Origin of the sequence: Neptuniibacter sp., assembly GCF_024231755.1 — a bacterium.
Classification (GTDB): Bacteria; Pseudomonadota; Gammaproteobacteria; order Pseudomonadales; family Balneatricaceae; genus Neptuniibacter.
This window is the reverse complement of sequence record NZ_JAAEQH010000343.1, coordinates 18,999-37,116: the sequence shown is the minus strand read 5'-3', so window position 1 is coordinate 37,116 and position 18,118 is coordinate 18,999. Positions and strand designations below refer to the sequence as shown.

Below are 18,118 nucleotides of genomic sequence, written 5' to 3'. Positions count from 1 at the left end.
TACTTGGATTGATTTTGCTTAAACAGAATAATGAGAGTCAAAGAGCTCTAAACCTATAAAGCTCTTTGACTCTAAATAGGACACTTCATACTCAGCGACATAAGTTACGCACTTTTGACTAAAGCGCCCAAGGCGCTGAGTAGAAGTTAAGATCATTAACTCTAAGTTACATATCTTAGGGCTTGCAGTGATCAAACTAAACTTGTTCGCAGGTTCCCTAGCTCAGTAGCAATGTTCCATCGAGGAAGTTAACCGTTTCCACACCTACGACATCAACCGCAAAATCTGCTCCTATGAAGGTATAACTACCCCCATGATCTTGTATGGTGACACTCGATTGATTCGCTCCTAGTTCAAGAATATCGCTACCGGTTCCTCCGTTCACAGTGTCATAACCACCTTCATATAGCCGGATCAAATCGTCCCCTGCACCCGTATTGATAATATTATCTACTGCGTTGTCATAAACGACATCATTACCTGATCCGGTATAAACATTCTCAATCCAAACGCTAATAGCAATGGCGAGATTATTTTCACCTGTGTAAATATTCTCTTGCTCCTGCGTGTAAACTTCGTTCACCCAACTACCAAAATCATAATTACTCTGAGTGAATAACCAGTTAGCATCTTCATTGATCTGCTCTTGAATGGTCTTAACATCTATCGAAGAAAACGAGCCAGGACGTAAATCCACATCACTATCACCCGTGGTAGAAGCAACATTAATAGAATCTTCTCCACCAGCATCCCAAATAGTGAGGTAATTTTTATCCGCGAAACTAACTGAATAACTATCATCTCCTGTTGCTGTACCAAGATTAGCTCCATATATTGCTTGCATGGCGGCTATATCAAGCAACTGATAAGAACTCGGCATCGCATCCCATGTATATGATGCATTCGCTTGGTTGTTACCATAGGTAATGTCCACCAAAAGGTTACGCGATTCCGTATAAGACATCACAGTGTAGTCATAATTATCCTTACTCGTGGTTAGCAAGTGCGGCCCTTCGAAAGGATGTTCTAATCCCAGTGCATGACCCAATTCATGAATAAGCGTCAAACGCTCATTACTTCCTTCACCATATTTTCCAGCGCCCTGGTCCTGATAATTGAGGAATATTTCACCACCTATAGGTAAGGTCGATGGGAAATAAGAATAGCCGTCATTATTACCAGTATTGACAGCGTTATAGTTAATATCTCCGCCACCCGCCGATACCTCTGTAAGGGTCAGGTTGGTAAAATTTTCGATAGCATCGGCCGCTTCACGGGCCACAGCTTTAGCGCTGGCAGAAAGAGCAGTCCAGTTACCAGAGGGTATATCGTATGTTGAATAATAAAATTGGTAGGCGCTATTAAAACTGTAGGTTAGAAATGAACTGTTCCAAGAGTTGTCGGACTCCAAAGCTCTAATATCCTCATCTCCCAAGGCGGGCAAAGAACTCAAGTCAACTCCATCCTCAACCCGGCTAAACTGCTGCAGATCAATCTGAACAGCTTCGGGAAGGTTTATATTCAGCTCATAGCTTGATTCTGCATCTGACAACGCTTCAATGGAGACGTAATAGTTTTGCCCTTCAGTTACAGCATAGCTAATGCTTTCATTAGCATTACCCGTATTGGTGGATGTATCCAACAAGTCCCCGGAGCTATTGAATAGTTTAAGATCCAGATTCTCTGATAACCCGGATAAACTAAATACCGCACTACCATCAGCCCCAGCAGAAAATTGATAGTAATCGACGCTATCAGCAATAAAACCTGCATAACCGCTGATGCTTGCATCCCCATCATCATCTAAAGAAACACTATGAGCTAATGCCTGACTATCTCCTGCATCCCCTATGTTACTGCCAGATACAACATCATCCCCACCCTGATTGACAGCTAAGTCCATAGTCAGGGTATAAGCTGATTCTGAATTGGCATCCGGTGTAACAGCCAGATAGTAGGTAACGCCATCGATTAAGCTGTAAAAGAAACCTTTGCTAGCCGAAACAATATTAGTGGAAGTACGTAATAGCGCTCCTGAGCTATCGTATAAGCTCAGATTCAAATTATCCTCCAGTCCAGTGAGTACCAGACTAGCACTTCCAGAAGCGGGGGCTGTAAAAGTGTAATAATCTTCACTATCGGTAATGAATCCAGTAGAGCCAACGACAACCGCATCACCTAATTGATCCAGATCCACTGCTGTGGCAACGCCTAGACTATCACCCGCATCGCCTATATCTATGCCATTGAGAAAATCATTAGCGCCGCTGTTCACAAACAAGTCCAGATCCAACGTATAAGCAGATTGATCCGAACCAGAAGCAACAACCCTCAGGTAATAACCACTATCCTTGGTCAACGCATAATTGATCGTTTCATTACTGTTTCCAGTATTACTAGCACTGCTTAAGAGATTACCACTACTGCTGAACAACTGGAGATTCAGGTTCTCATTTAATTCAGTCAAACGAAAACTGGCCGCCCCAGTTGCCGGAGCTATAAATTGGTAGAAATCATCGTTATCGTTTAAGAAGCCGTTGTAGCCGGTAATTGATGTATCTCCAAATACATCCAGGCTCACCAAGTCAGCCGACAGGATGCTATCACTGGCATCACCAATATCAGTGTCCGAAACCAGATCGTTACCCCCCGTTTCAACTAATAGATCAAGGCCAAGCTGATATTCGGACTCTGCAGTACCATTAGCAGAGGCTCCAAGATAATAAGTACGATCCCCAACTAAGGAGTACTGAATAACTTCGCTATTACTGCCAGTCTGATCTGACGTATCAAGTAAATTTCCAGTAGCATCAAAAAGGCTTAGGTTAATATCCTGATTCAAACCCGAGAGATTGAAAGTCGCCAGGCCAGATGTAGGTGCAATAAATTTATAGTAATCATCCGTATCAGAGATAAATCCTACAGAACCCGCTATTGTGGCATCACCATAGATATCCAGATCGACTGAGATAGCACTGTTTCTTTGATCGGGTGCATCGCCAATATCGACACTATCCACAACATCGTTGCCGCCCTCATTTACAACAAGGTTCATAGAGAATGAATAAGCAGATTCTGCAGAATCAACTGTTGTAACCGAGGCATAGTAGAGCTGACCGGTGACCAGGCTGTAATTTATAGTTTCATCCCCAGCCCCTGCTTGCTCAGAAGAGCTCAGTTGTGCCCCACTACTGTCAAATAGGGTCAGATTAAGATCCTGTTCCAACCCAGTCAGGCTAAGAGTCGAAAGGCCGGATGCAGGTGCCACAAAGCTGAAATAATCACTTTCATCTGTAACGAACCCCGTAAAACCGGAAATGAGAGCATCACCGTTTTCATCTAAGGTAACCAGCTCAGCCATTGTGATATCGTCACCGGCATCACCAATATCCAAACTACCAATAAGATCATTTCCCCCCAGATTAATCGGTAAATCCAGAGATAACTCATATTCAGACTCGGCATTACCTTGAGGTTCTACATTCAAGAAATAAATGCTGTCCTCAATAACGGAGAAATTAATTTGTTCCTCGGTAGATGAACCGTTTGTTGAACTTGCAATAAGCTCCCCAGAAAAGTTGTATAACTTGAGATCGAGATTCCCTGCCAATTGGCTGAGTATGAAGCTAGCATTGCCAGATGCTGGAGCCTTCAACTGGAAAAAATCATCACTGTCATCAATAAACCCTACAGAGCCAGAAACAGTGCCATCACCATAAGTGTCCAGTTCAATCTCGGATGAGGTAAGCAAGGTATCACCGGCATCATCGATGTCAATGCCATTGATCTCATCATTCCCCCCATAATTGACCTCCATATCAAAACCCAAATGGTAGGAAGAAGCAGCGTTACCTTCGGCTGCCACGCCTATGAAGTAGGTATCACCTTGGACTAATTCATAGCTAATGGATTCGTCAGCACTCCCCCCATTAGATGAGAGCACCAACTGAGAACCATCCTCTGCATAGAGAGCCAGATTTAAGTCTGCGGATAATTGTTCAAGGTTGAAGTGGGATTCGCCTGTGGCCAGAGCGGTAAATCCAAAGTAATCCGCGGTATCCGATAAATAACCGTTGTACCCCGAAACTGAAGCCTGACCAAACACATCAAAATCGACAGTCGTTGCCAATGCCTGTGAGTTGCCTGCTTCAGGTATATCAATGCCATTTAACTGATCATCTCCCCCCGTTTCCAGAGCAAGGGAAAAATCTAATTGATATTGTGATTCAGCGCCTAATTCAGGAGAGACAAACACATAATAGCTCTGGCCTTTTTCCAGATCATAGCTGATCAGCCTATCACTATTATCATTAGATTCAGCACTCGCGAGTAGTAGCTCATTTTCGGAGTAGAGATACAGATTTACTGTGGCCGACAACCCCGTCAGTTCAAAATCAGATACTCCACTTGCGGATGCTGTAATCTGGAATACATCAGTATTCTCTGCAAATCCCTTAACAGTCGCTTCGGCATTTTCGTCTAAGTCGACAACACCCGCATCATCAATCTCATCGCCAATATCAGCAAACGCTGAGCCATTAAGGTAATCCTGCTCATCAATATTGCTACTGTAATCTTGGATAAGCTGTTCAAACCCGGAACTGTCAGTTGCCGCCTCAATACCCAGCAAGATATCTTTTGCTTCATTAGCATGCCGAACACCTGAGTAAGAAATATTCCCTAGGCTCACTTCTTCTGTAAATAACTCAGAGAAAGCAATTTTCTGTAAAACAGTTTCAGCATCCTGATTACGCGCACCTAACAAGATATCTAGCGCGATACTCTGTAGAGTTCTCTCCCCTGAATCCAGCAGCGCCGTATAACCATCCAGCCCTGCTTCTTCAGCATCCCGGCCAAAACACTGTCGATAAATTTCATTTACCAACTCTCGATTTGAAAAACTGCCATAGCGAGCAAGAAACTCAGCAGAAGTACCAAATTCGTCAATGATATCGGCCAAATCCCCACCCGATTGCTCCAGGTACGCAGACCAAGCTGCTAAGCCTCCTGGATCAGCAGGTCGACCGTAATACGCGATATAAGCAGACTGAATCACAAATTCAGACGTGGCATCTTCTAACAGATCAAGCAGTACTAAGGGAGATGTATTAAATTGTGGTGTTTCCAGCCTATCGTGCATCGCTGGTAGAACTGGGTCAGCTAATAAATAAGAACGCCCATTACTATCATTATTAGCATTGGAAAGTGCTATAGATAATAAGCTTTTCTCGTTTCCAGAGTATTTATAGGAAGGCAAGCCATCTCTCTGATCCCACCAGGATGTACTTAATTTTTTTCCATAAGATTCAAAAATAGAAAAATGCTTGCCCATTAACATATCCACCAGTTCATATGTCCCAAAATTATGATCAATAACTGTCCGCAAAACCAGAGTACATTTCACTCCAAAGGAACTGAATCGAAGAAGAATTTAATCAATTATGGGGAAAATAGAATTTCTAACCTATTGACCAACAACCGATGATTGAGTTTCATAATCAAGACCAAATAATCAGCTGTCCAGCCAACTCTTAAAATCGATACTTAAGGAACTGTTATGACAAGACATATTATTGTTACCGGGGCTAATCGCGGTATCGGCCTTTCATTTGTAAAGCATTTCTGCGCTTCGGGTGATCAGGTTACCGCTGTATGTCGTCACTCATCAGACGAATTAGACAGCTTACCCTGTACAGTAATAGATAATATTGACGTCAGTTCGGAAGCATCTATCAAACATTTGAAAGACCAGGTTGGCAGCCAGCAGATAGACATTCTCATTAACAATGCGGGCATCTTCCTTTCAGAAACACTGGACCAGATGGACTTCGATACAGTTATTCAACAGTTTGAAGTAAATGCTCTCGCACCACTGCGGGTAACCCATACGCTACTCAACAATCTTGTATCTGGTAGTAAAGTGATCAATATCACCAGCCGTATGGGTTCGATGGAAGATAACGGTTCCGGCGGATACTATGGTTATCGGGCCTCCAAAGCAGCATTGAATGCATTTGGTAAGTCCCTGGCAATGGATCTGAAAAGCAGCGGAATTATGGTTGCTCAACTCCATCCGGGCCTGGTATCTACACGTATGATCGGCTTCAACGGTGATGTCACACCAGACCAAGCAGTAGTAGGGCTGACTCAACGCATAGAAGAGTTAAACCTGGAGAACAATGGCAGTTTCTGGCACGCCAATGGAGAGCCGTTGCCCTGGTAAAAGCGCTCATGCGAAGACAACAACCTAGCCTATTACTGCTAACCAGTCATAGGCTAAGCAGATTACGCGCAAGCCTTACTTTTTAGCGTTTATAAAAACAGTAATCGGGAACGGCCAGGACACATCTAAGAAACAGGTCTACCGAATATCAAAGATATGATCAAAGTTGGCGAACTGAAGAATTTTCAAAGCATCATCAGATGGTTTACATAGAATAACTTTGCCACCCAACTGCTGGGCGTGATCGTCTAATACCAGAAGCATACCCAATGCCGCACTATCGATATATCTTGTATCAGGGAGATCGACCTTAAATTCTACATGTGGCTTTTCCGTATGCCTGTATGCATCCCTGAATTCTTTCTGGATAGAGAAATCAAAACGCTCGGCAAGAGCGATGTTCTGAGTATTAGTAGAAGTGTCATACTGCGACTGAACCATAACGCCTCCACAAATAACCATATTGAACGTTCATTTAATATAACTGATAACCCATAAGCTAGGGAATACCCTTACTCTAAATTTAGTCCTAGAGTATGAAGCAGAGATGTTCAGCATGGTGGATAGTAGATCCTTACCCGATATTGCTGAGCAGTACCTAAACAACCTTGATACCTTCCCGAGTGCACTCGGCTGCAGTCCTCACCTCCATCCGCTTGTTAAAGATCTAAAACCTACAAGTAAATAAAGCCTGTTTTTTTAGCCTTTTAATACTCAAAAACATTGACATAAGTTAAAGAACCATTACGAAAATAAGAAAAGATCATTTTCTTAAAAACTCATTCAAATACCTTAATAAATCAAGAAAAAATCCTTAATTATCAAACAAATAAATAACTGTATATTTTTTAACCAATTCGTATAAAGCAGCCAATTTATAAGGGTTAAATACCCTTACCCATCACTTGTTTACAGAGTTATCCACAGACATTGGGGACAAAGGCTGCTACCCCATAAAACACCGCTTTCACAGCACATTACTGCAGTGCAAAATGCTATTCACAACAGCGTGAATTCACTCCAAAATAGTTCGATTAAAAAAACCAATAACACGAATTAACAGATCTAATTGGCAAGATACAACCCTAAACTGATTCAATAGATTCCATCCAAAGGCAAACGCCTCAAGTTAAGGTTTACAGTCAGGAGCCGATATGAAACGTATAACGATTTTTGGTCGCGAAGGATGTGGGTTTTGCCGCCGAGCAAAAGAGCTGTGTGAAATGAAAGAGCTGGATTTCCGTTATATCGATATCCACGAACAGGGAATCAGCAAAGCAGATCTGGAACAAACGGTGGGCAAACCCGTTGAAACTGTACCTCAGATCTTCTGTGGTCAGGAGCACATTGGCGGTTTTACTGAACTTGAAGCATTTCTGGCACAGGAAGAAGTCAACGCTTAAGGGTCAGGGTTTAAATCCTAAGTTCTGCCCCCATAACTGTGTTACAGATCAAAGTTTCGGTAGCTGTTACTGGATTTAAGCGCGACTAATCCGTAAGGTTAACCCATGAAGGTGAGCTATACTGCCTTCAAGCAGTAGCTGGAACCCTTCCCAGCTTAGGAGTACGTTATGACAACATTCGCGACACTTCTCACCCTTGCAACAGTGGCACTGGTGTTTGCCATCTTCAAGATGGGTTCACAGATGAGTGAGAACAACAGCAGCCGCGTTAAACCTATCCGCGTAGAGACGGAAGAGGAACAACGTAAACGCTACCGTAACCGACGCTAGATTTTCAAAGCTCTATCACACTAAACCCAGCTATAAGCTGGGTTTATTTTTTTATGTCACCCATTAATTCCGCTAACCAGCCAGACATCTTAGACTTTTCATCATCTTACACATAAACCAATGCATTAGGGTTTTCCCTTACCCAAGGAACTAGTATGAGGTAATAGTATTTCACTCAAGTATTAATGGAGACGGAAATCAATGGAAATAAATACGGATCGTTTAGATATGTTTACGCATGAGGATCTGCTATGCACACTTAATGAAAAGGCAGATATCTCCGAGAAAATTGATTTTCTTCATAACATTGCTAGAGAACATTATGGTTTTGTGGATCGGGTAGCTGTAGCAATATATGATGCTGAGTGTGATCTCTTGAAAACCTTTGCACATAGCACAGACAGCGGAAACCCTCTTCCCTTATATCAAGCAAGATTATCAGAAGCTTCATCTCTTAAGGCCGTTGTTGAGCAAGGCCAACCTCGTATCGTCAATGACTTAAGAGTATTCCAAAAGAGTCAGAGTAAACATTCAAAACAGATTCAGGAACATGGCTTTTTATCGAGTTACACAGTTCCTCTATATCAGGATGGGGAATTCCTCGGTTTTGTTTTTTTCAATTCCCGGATGAAAAACGCCTTTAAGAATGAAGGCCTTTCCTATCTAGATATGATAGCTCGCCTAATTTCGATGCTAGTTGGCGGCAAGGTCAATGAAATCAAGACTCTTCACGGGGCACTAAAAACAGCAACAGAATTTACAAGTCACCGTGATCCAGAAACAGGGGCTCATCTTGAAAGAATGGCTCGTTTCGTTCGTATTATTGCGGCAGAAATAGTTGAAGCAGAGGGCTTTGATGATGAGCATGTAGAACGTTTATTTTGGTACGCTCCATTACATGACGTCGGAAAGATTACAGTTCCTGACAGTATACTCTTAAAGAATGCTCCCCTCACAGATGAAGAGTTTAACGTTATGAAGCTACACGCTGACAAGGGGGGGAGATCATTTCTAAAATGTTGGATAACTTCAGACTCCACAATAATCACTACGTACCTCAGCTTATAAATATTGCACGTTATCACCATGAAAATATTGATGGGAGTGGTTACCCGGACGGCCTAAAAGGCAACGAAATTCCTGTAGAAGCAAGAATTGTCGCAGTTGCAGATGTTTTTGACGCACTGACTTCTGTTAGACCCTATAAACCTGCTTGGAGTAATGATGATGCTTTTACTGAGTTGAGAAAGCTTACTACGTGGAAACTTGATAAACGCTTTGTTTCTGCTCTAGAAAAGCACCGTTTATCAGTTGAAGAGGTTCAGCAGCAGTTTAAGGATGAGCCTATAGATTGGTCATAGCAAAAAATCGTGCTCTTAATTAGCAGCTTATTAGCTCTAAAAAGCCCATCCCTTACACTGTAAAACTGATGAAGTTAATCACACTCCAGTAAATCACAAAAAACTCACTGCCATAATCTCAACGCTAAACCACCAGCCCGCTCAGTTTTTCTCTCTGTCGCCAGTTTTAGCACCTTGCCTTGTGCGCATAACTGCAACGAATTCTTAGCCCTTGTGATCCCCGTATAGAGCAACTCTCGACTTAGCACCGGGTTATCATCCGGTGGCAGAAGCATCATGACATGTTCAAATTCTGAGCCCTGACTTTTATGCACTGTCATAGCAAAGACGGTATCGTGATCAGGCAATCGACTTGGCAATACCGCTCGTACACCACCATCCTGCTCGAACCATACTTTGAGACGACCGTCTTCATCGTACAGAGCAAGGCCTATATCACCATTAAACAACGATAAAGAAGTGTCGTTACGGCTGATCATAATCGGGCGGCCTGGATACCAGGCTGTATCTGTTTTTATAAGAGCTCGGGCGCTGAGTTCCGACCTGATTCTGTCATTGATACCCGATACGCCATAAGGCCCCTCGCGCAAGGCACAGAGAGTTTGAAACTCAGATAACTTTTTCAGCATATTCAGAGGAGCCCCACCAGACATCACTTGTCTGAACAGTTCCACATAGAATACGGTGATATCTTTGATCAGGGTTTCATACGAGTCGCGACTTAAAGGTAGATAGGTCAGATCCTGATACCCATACTCCAGCACCTGAGCCACACTTTGGCTATTACCACTGTTAACTGCTCTGGCGAGAAAACCAATACCGCTGTTCTCATCAAAGCGATAGCTTTTTCTTAGCAGAGCAAGGCTATCCGCAAACTTACTTTCCAACTGATTGGCAGGCAAGGCCCTAGAGATTTGGCAAAGATTCTGTAGCTGCTCGCTTTGTTTGTCTGAATAACCAAGTTCACCGGGCCAGCTACAGATATCACCCAGTACGCTGCCCGCTTCCACCGATGCCAGTTGATCCCTATCCCCTAACAGAATTAGGCGAGCGGTTTCAGGCATAGCATCCAGCAAGCGCGACATCATCGGAAGATCAACCATTGATGCTTCATCTAACACCAGCAGATCTAGATGCAATGGGTTAGTTTGGTCATGCCGGAACTGAATACTATTGGGAATTACACCTAACAGACGATGCAGGGTACTGGCCTCAGTTGGAATCTGTTCCGCTATCTCTTCGCTCAGATCCAATCTTAGCTTCGCCGCACTGATCGACTCGGATAATCGCGCCGCAGCTTTACCTGTAGGTGCAGCCAGTTTGATATTGGGTTCTATGCCTAAGGCCTGCATCTGCTGTATGTAGAGCGCTAACAGTTTAATGACAGTGGTGGTTTTGCCAGTGCCCGGACCACCACTAATTACTGAAAAACGTTTCTGAACTGCAACGGCAGCAGCTATCTTTTGCCAGTCTAGTTCAGCATCTGTGTTAGTCGGGAAAAGGTTAGATAGCCCATTTTCCAGTAGCTTATGCTCCACATTGCAGGCATTTGCACGTTGCAGTAACTGTTCAGCGACATAAACCTCGTAGCGCCAATAGCGGTAAAGGTAGATTCTTTCCTGATCCAGCACCAGAGGAGTAGTTATATTTTCGTCACAGCCATCACCCAGAACTTCAAGGAAAAAACGAATATTCTTCTCCCATTCCACCCTGGCAATGACATCGGCCATATCCCGTTCCCAATGTTCAAGGGGATTCTGTAATCGTGACATAGGCAAACAAACATTTCCTGTAGCCAGTTCATTACTGACCAGAGCAGCCAACAGAACCAGTTCATCAGGTACTCCTTCAACCTGAGAGATCAGTTTCGCGAACTGATAATCCAAGGCTCTGATCCAACCCTGTTCAGACCAACTACGGAGGCTAGATAACATGCCCTGTTCTACAACGATAACTGTCATAGGAGTGGTCCCTCAGTCGCAGTAAACAACAGATCCAGCTGTTCAATTAACGCCCTATCTGGTCGGCAGTTGAAAATACCCGACTGATGCTCTTTACCCATACCCCGCAAAAACAGGTAATACGCTCCACCAAAGTGTTTATCGTAGTCATAATCGTGGATACGCTGCTTCAGCAGCCTGTGTACGGCCAGGGTGTAAAGCAGATACTGCAGATCATAACGATGCTCGATCATCGACTGCTCTACCGCTTTACGGTCGTAACAGCCTTCCTCATAACCCAGATGGTTAGACTTGTAGTCGAGCACGTAATAACGTCCGTCACTACGGAACAGCAGGTCTATAAAACCCTTGAGCATGCCAGTCAGTGGTTCAAAAGAGAGCGGTGCGGCTTGTGCAGAAAGTGGGTCATATTGGCGAATAAGAGTTTCCAGTGCCGAAACATTCACACCCTCAGCAGACAGCATAAACTCCATCTCTACCAAGCGGTCACTATCCTCTACTGCAGACAGCTTTAATCCCTGCCCATCCAGATCCGCATGCAGCACATCATCGATTAGCTGTTCAATAACAGGCTGCCAATGCTCTTCGTAACCCGCTAACTGAAGCTGATCACACAACTGCTGTTGGTAAAGTTCACTGTTATAGCCGCTGAAACTGATCTCTTCGAAGACCGAGTGTAAAAACGTGCCAGCATTCGCCCCCTTAGGGAAGGTGAAGATATTCTGCAGATTTGGATCAACTTCAACTTCTGCTTTTTTATTCTCTTCGCTGACTTCCAAATCCAGACCAGGAAGTTCAGGCAGATGAGTTCCAGAATGCCTACTCAGCGCTGAATAACTGCTTACCCGCCAGTCACGGTCAATCCTTCCAGTGAAATCCAATGCCTGAGCATCGATAACCTGCTCATCAGCCATGGCAAACAGGTCTTTCTGCGCGCCATGATCAGGAGGCACCACAACTGTTATAGACTTCGCAGAGGTTTGCAGATGTTGTACTGCATCCGACAGCGAACGCTCCTGTTCATTCTTTAACAACAGATAACCCAAGGCGCTGTCTTCAAGGCGCGACTTTCTGTTATTGCCAATTTTTATATGACTGACGCCAACATAACAGCTATACACAGAGCGGGTCAGCGCTACATATAACAGACGCAGTTCTTCCGCCAAACGTTCCTGATCCGCCTGCTCCAGCGACTCATCTGCAGCGGAGATATCCAGTACAGCACCACCCTCTGTATCATGATAGAACGCAGTTTTACTCTCCCGAAAGCTGCTGGCAAAAGGTAGGAATACTATCGGATATTCCAAACCCTTGGATTTATGTACAGTTACGATGGTCACCAGATTGCGTTCACTTTCCAAACGCAGGATCTGATCATCACTACCGGAGGCAGGATTAGCGATCTGCTCGTTAAACCAGCGGATCAAGCCGTTCATTCCCTCCACCTGACTGCTTGCCTGCTGGAGCAGCTCAGCCAGATGCAAAATATTGGTCAGGCTTCGCTCCCCAGAGATCTGTCCCAGAGTTTCAGCAGCAAGGTTACGCTGATGCAAGAACTGGCTGATCATCGGTAAAACCCCTCGATTCAGCCAGGTTTCACGATAGTCGCTAAACTCTGTAACCACAGCCTCCCATGCCAGTTCATCGTGGCTTAGCTGATCCAACTGAAGCAGGGTTTGCTGTAACAGTTCGGTCGCCAATGCCGCTTTGACTGCCCGTTCATTTTGCGGTTCTTCTACCGCAGCTAGCAGCAGAGAAAGCTCAACAGCTTCTAATGAGTTAAACACCGAATCCTGATTACTCAGATAGACACAAGGGTGTTCATAAACAGCCAATGCTCGTCTTATCTCTTCCGCTTCATATCGGTCTCGCACCAGTACAGCAATATCACTACCCTGCACCGCTCTGTCGCCAATATGGGCAGTCCCCGATAGCAATCGATCAATCTCCGCTGCGGTCGCCTGAGCATAGATATTCAGATACTGCGTTTTACTCAGAACCTCTTCATCAGGCTGTAGCCAAAGGGTCAGAGCAGTGGCTGGCTGCTCCTGAATTGTTAATAGCTTATCTCCTTTATGGGCCGCCTTTACCGCTTGGAAGCTGATATCTTCATCGTAGATGAACGGGGAATCCGCAGACAGGAACAACTGATTTACTGCATCAACCATATCCACGGTAGAACGCCAGTTGGTGTCCAGCGTATAACTATCACTCACTGATCGACGCGCCTGAATATAGGTAAAGATATCCGCGCCACGGAACGCATAGATCGCCTGTTTTGGGTCACCGATCATGATCAGTGCGGAGTTATACGGATCTGCATACAGGGTTGAAAAAATACCGTACTGTAGGGGATCGGTATCCTGAAATTCATCGATCATCGCCACTGGAAACTGATCTCTGATAGCCCCGGCAAGTAATCCTGCTTGGTCCCCGGTTAAGGCCTTATGCAGATCAGTCAACAGATCATCAAAGGTCTGCAGTTGATACTGTTTCTTCGCTCGATCCAAACGCTGTTTAACTTCGCTAAAAGCCCTAGCCAGCAGTATCTCCCTAACCGGAACCTCATTTGCCAACAGCTGTTCCAGCTGCGTAAACAGCGGATGTTGAGGCGGCTCACCGGATGTTGTTTTGCTATCCAGTTCGCTCTGGCTGAACCGCTGCAGGACTTTGATCAGGCTTTTATTCGGCTCCATCAATTCAGACACAGCGTATTGTTCAACCTGTTCCAGCCATTTAGGTAGGCTGGATTTAGTGTAACTGCGTTTATTAACACCCGAGTTCTGGATCAGAGCGAGAAGATCATCTTCATTGGCTAACCATGCCTGTTTGAAGTTATTGATCTGTTCCATGCGCAGATCATAAGCTTGCTGAAGATCCAGCTCTGAAAGATCAGGCTGTAGACGTAACCCCGCATGATTGAGTAGACCACGCAGCTCAGCCACCAACTGATCCGGGCCTTTCCAGCATTGAGTCAGTACCAGTTCGGTCAATACACCATTGAGTGGATAGATAGTGCTACGCCAAAAATCAAGAACCGCACTTCGTATCAGGCTCAGATCATCCTGAGTCAGTTCATTATCAAACAACGAACCACTTTCAAAAGCGTGCTGCTTCAGCATGCGCTGGCAGAAACCGTGAATGGTGAAGATCGCCGCTTCATCCATCTGTCGCGCAGCCTGCTCCAGCAGTTTTACAGCCTGATTTATATCAGCACACTTCTGTTTCAGGGCTTTTAGCAGCGGATCTTTAATATCCTCTTCATCAAGAAATGCAGTACGAGCTTCAACAATACGTCGTCGGATACGATCGCGGAGTTCCTCAGTAGCTGCTTCAGTAAAGGTCACCACCAGAATCTGCTCCGGTCCCAGCGGTTTATCACTGATATCGCCCTGCCCTAACAGGAGCCGTAGATACAACGCAGTGATCGTGTAGGTTTTACCGGTTCCGGCACTCGCTTCAATCAATTGCTGCCCCTGCAAAGGAAAGGTCAGCGCATCGAGGGGGTGAACATTAGTCATCCTTACCCTCCTCGGAATAAGTCAGCAGTGGAGCATAAATCTGTTCAGCTAAGGGCAGGAAGGACTCATAAAAGTTTGCAAACTCCGGGTAGGAGCGCCGGAAATAAGGATCATCCAATAAACCAATACTAAAAGCCCCTCCATAAAAACGGTTCTCAACCGCCTGACTAGCTTTATCAGGATCTTTCGCAAACTGTTTGTAATACTCGTGAGCACAACCCGCATCAAACGGCTGTGGCTGCGACATGCCCAAGCGGTAGAAATCAACGATCTGCTGCAGATAAGTTCTGGCCTGCTGTGGTTCCACACTGCGGAAAAATAGTTTTCCAGACAAACCTCTGAACACTGTATTACGACAATTCTGGTCGGTAGCGCACAGGGCCAGATGCTCAACCCAGCTGGCAATACGATCTTTCGCCTGAATATTCGCGGGACGATAAGCCAGCAGATGATCTGAATAGCAGTTATCCAACCAGCCCTGAAGCTGGGTGTTATGTAGTTTCAGATTAATCTCTATCCGTTGAGGTTCGCCATCACTTAGAGGCAGAATTTTCTCCGCCAGTTCAGAACAATCAAAACGAATTTTCGCCAACAGCAATTGGCCTGTTTTGCCAACGGGCAGCTCCCCTTCAGCAATAACGATCTGGTCCAGTTGATCAAGATCCTGACCTTTTAAGGCTGCCTCCAGATAACGCTGTTTAATCAGATAGCCAGAAAGCCCATCCACAGTAAAAGGCTCTTCATCCTGAGCTTCGATCTCATCATTGTAGAAATGAACTTTGAGACGTTGATTGAAGAAGCTCCGACAAGGATTCTTCAGGAAACTGATCAGTGCTTGTAGCTCAACCTGCTCAGGCAGCTCTTCAACCAGAGGTTGACTGAGGAAAGGTTTTTCTACTTTCTGTTCTGCCATAACGGCCGGCAACCATTCGCTGGCATAGCTGAACAATCGTTTATCTGCAGACTGAAAATAAGATGGGCTGAACGCTGTTAATGGATGCTGCAAGACCAGATACTTGAGCAGCTTTTCTCCACTCTCGGCATGGCTCAGATCCAGATCTGCTTCCAGGGCATAACCCTGCTCAACATAGTCCAGTAGTTCACTGACCAGTACCGACGGAATTTTCTCGCTGTTATCCCGCACCGAACGGCCAACGTAACTGATATAAAGTTTTTCCTGAGCTGAAAGCATCGCTTCCAGAAACAGATAACGGTCATCATCACGACGAGATCGATCCCCCCGACGAGGGTAATCACTCATCAGGTCAAAACCCACGGGAGGGATAGTTCGTGGATAAGCACCATCGTTCATACCTAACAAACACACCACGCGAAACGGGATGGAACGCATCGGCATCAGGGTACAGAAGTTAACCGCTCCCACCATAAAACGTTGCGAGGATCGCTGACTGTTCATACCGTTAATCAGGTAATCACGCATCACTGTTGAAGAGAGTGGTTCTGTGAACTGAGCATCACTCAGCTGTTCATGTAGGTTCTGCAACGTCTTGCGGATCGAGTTAAGCGCAATCTCATCCTGCTCATCAGGCTGATAGAAAGCTTCCAACACATTGTTCAGCGTTTCGACCCACTCCGAGAGCTGATGCTCCCGGTTTAGTTTCTCTCTGACCTCTGCCAATAGGTCAATAAAATCTGCCAGTCTACCTAACAGATCCGCTTCCAGCCCCTCTATCTCGGGATAGGGTGCCAACCCCTGCCACAGCTGATCTTGTTCACCCAGAGCGTAACCCACCAGCATACGACGCAGACCAAAGCGCCAGCTATTTTGCTCAAACAGTGGTAACTGCCATAAACTGCGTTGCTCTGAATCCATGCCCCAACGAATGTTTACCGCATCCACCCAGAAACGAAGGCGTTGGAATCCAGCTTCATCCAAACCAAAGCGGCGCATCACTGCCGGGACTTCCAGCAATTCCAAAACATCTGAGACGGTGAAACGGCTATCACCTAGTTGCAGCAGTTTTTCAAAACTCAACAGGAGTGGATTTTCCTGTCGGTTACTGCGGTCTGAAATGGAATACGGAATAAAACGGTTGCGCGGCACATTGGAGAAAACCGCTTCCACATAGGGCGCGTAAGTTGCCACATCCGGCATCATTACGATGACATCGCGAGGTTTAAGATCCGGGTTCTGCTCAAACATCGCTAACAGTTGGTCATGTAGGACTTCCACCTCACGTAACGGGCTATGGCAACTGTGTAAAGCCAAAGACTGATCATCCGGATTAACAGAATGTTTGTGCTGACTGCTTTTAGGGTCTTCCGGGAATCGGGCCGGATTTTCCAGATCAAGGATATCCTGTTGAACGGCACTCAGCAGTGAATGGCGCTCCGGATCAGCAAATGCTGTGATCTCATCCGCGCCACAATCCTGCAATTGGTAGAGGTAATCCCGCCCAAGCTTCCCCATTGAAGCTAGTAGAGGATTACCCTCAGCATAATCTTCAGCATTCAGATCAGGCTTACTAAACCAGTTACGGTTGATCCGCGCGATCTGCGACTGATCCAGGATATCCGCCCAGTAGTAGCGGCAGGGGTTGGTGACCATCAGGTGTACATCAATCTGCATTCCCATGGCCTGCAGAGCCTGGACAAAATTCTGCGGTAACGCGGATATACCAAATACAAACAATCGTTTGGGAAGCTTGTCTCTGACTTTTAGCGACTTTAGCTCTTTAACAAAAGAACCAAACATATTCGCTCGATGCCAGTGCGGCTGATCTAGTTGTTCGGTGTATTGTTTTAGTTCTCGCCACAACAGCGGCTGCCAGCTATGTCTGCCTGCTGCCAGATTTCCACCCTGCTCCCAGTCTTCGATCCAATCAGGACGGTATACCAGATACTGGTCAAAAATATCTGCAATCTGATTACAGAGCTGATAAAGGCGGTAGTTATCACTGTCATCATTTAGATAGTGCCGTAATGCTTCAAACTCCGGCTGTTCCAGCATATCAGGAAGCAACAGCATCAACTTCCAGCTCATCGCCTCCTTGTTATAAGCCGAGCGAGGTGGAACATCATCCAGCACTTCAGAAAAGCAGCTCCAGAGAAAAGATGCAGGAAGCGGAAAATCAACAGATGCTGCAATACCCGAAGCGGATGCCAGTTCCAGCTTCAGCCATTGAGCCATTCCCGGGCTTTGCACCAGAATTTGTTCGGAAACAAAGGGATCATCAAGAGGATCTCTGCGGATCAACTCAACCAGCAGATCCTTAAGCACCAGAAGTGAATTTGAGTGGTAAACCTGAAACATCTGTTCCCTGATTGAATGGTGAAGCTTACGGTAATATGCGAATAA

Annotated in this window: 10 protein-coding genes; 5 read left to right on the top strand and 5 right to left on the bottom strand. The window is 45.3% G+C overall.

Annotated elements, in window-relative coordinates:
- Positions 1 to 217: 217 nt before the first annotated feature.
- Positions 218 to 5,332, bottom strand: coding sequence for a pre-peptidase C-terminal domain-containing protein (locus GY843_RS19655; RefSeq protein ID WP_297312233.1), 5,115 nt, complete (start codon positions 5,330 to 5,332; stop codon positions 218 to 220).
- A 225-nt stretch (positions 5,333 to 5,557) separates the two neighbouring features.
- On the opposite strand from GY843_RS19655, the gene GY843_RS19650 reads away from it, so the two are divergent.
- Positions 5,558 to 6,223 carry an SDR family oxidoreductase gene (locus GY843_RS19650; protein ID WP_297312232.1) on the top strand — a complete coding sequence of 222 codons (666 nt, stop codon included), beginning with the start codon at positions 5,558 to 5,560 and terminating at the stop codon, positions 6,221 to 6,223.
- 138 nt (positions 6,224 to 6,361) lie between these two features.
- On the opposite strand, the gene GY843_RS19645 is transcribed toward GY843_RS19650, so the two are convergent.
- The gene (locus GY843_RS19645; protein ID WP_297312230.1) at positions 6,362 to 6,664 is read right to left on the bottom strand and encodes an STAS domain-containing protein; all 303 of its coding nucleotides are present in this window, start codon (positions 6,662 to 6,664) and stop codon (positions 6,362 to 6,364) included.
- Positions 6,665 to 7,377: 713 nt separating this feature from the next.
- On the opposite strand from GY843_RS19645, the gene GY843_RS19640 reads away from it, so the two are divergent.
- The 4 genes from GY843_RS19640 to GY843_RS19625 all read left to right on the top strand — a co-directional run bounded on the left by GY843_RS19640 (position 7,378) and on the right by GY843_RS19625 (position 9,317).
- The gene (locus GY843_RS19640) at positions 7,378 to 7,626 is read left to right on the top strand and encodes a GrxA family glutaredoxin (RefSeq protein ID WP_297312229.1); all 249 of its coding nucleotides are present in this window, start codon (positions 7,378 to 7,380) and stop codon (positions 7,624 to 7,626) included.
- A gap of 168 nt (positions 7,627 to 7,794) precedes the next feature.
- Positions 7,795 to 7,956 carry a hypothetical protein gene (locus GY843_RS19635; RefSeq protein ID WP_297312228.1) on the top strand — a complete coding sequence of 54 codons (162 nt, stop codon included), beginning with the start codon at positions 7,795 to 7,797 and terminating at the stop codon, positions 7,954 to 7,956.
- A 201-nt stretch (positions 7,957 to 8,157) separates the two neighbouring features.
- Positions 8,158 to 9,024 (top strand): HD domain-containing protein, encoded by an 867-nt coding sequence (locus tag GY843_RS19630; RefSeq protein ID WP_297312226.1) that lies wholly within the window; start codon positions 8,158 to 8,160, stop codon positions 9,022 to 9,024.
- Positions 8,973 to 9,317, top strand: coding sequence for an HD domain-containing phosphohydrolase (locus GY843_RS19625; RefSeq protein ID WP_297312224.1), 345 nt, complete (start codon positions 8,973 to 8,975; stop codon positions 9,315 to 9,317). The genes GY843_RS19630 and GY843_RS19625 overlap by 52 nt, the downstream gene beginning before the upstream one ends.
- Before the next feature lie 104 nt (positions 9,318 to 9,421).
- Here the strand turns inward: GY843_RS19625 and recD are convergent, their stop codons facing one another.
- The 3 genes from recD to recC are packed head-to-tail and all read right to left on the bottom strand — an operon-like array spanning position 9,422 to position 18,073.
- A complete protein-coding gene (gene recD / locus GY843_RS19620) occupies positions 9,422 to 11,278 on the bottom strand; it encodes an exodeoxyribonuclease V subunit alpha (RefSeq protein WP_297312222.1) in 1,857 nt (618 codons plus the stop codon).
- Positions 11,275 to 14,799, bottom strand: a complete 3,525-nt coding sequence (gene recB, locus GY843_RS19615; RefSeq protein WP_297312220.1) for an exodeoxyribonuclease V subunit beta — start codon at positions 14,797 to 14,799, stop codon at positions 11,275 to 11,277. The genes recD and recB overlap by 4 nt, the downstream gene beginning before the upstream one ends.
- The gene (gene recC / locus GY843_RS19610; RefSeq protein WP_297312218.1) at positions 14,792 to 18,073 is read right to left on the bottom strand and encodes an exodeoxyribonuclease V subunit gamma; all 3,282 of its coding nucleotides are present in this window, start codon (positions 18,071 to 18,073) and stop codon (positions 14,792 to 14,794) included. The genes recB and recC overlap by 8 nt, the downstream gene beginning before the upstream one ends.
- Positions 18,074 to 18,118: the final 45 nt, after the last annotated feature.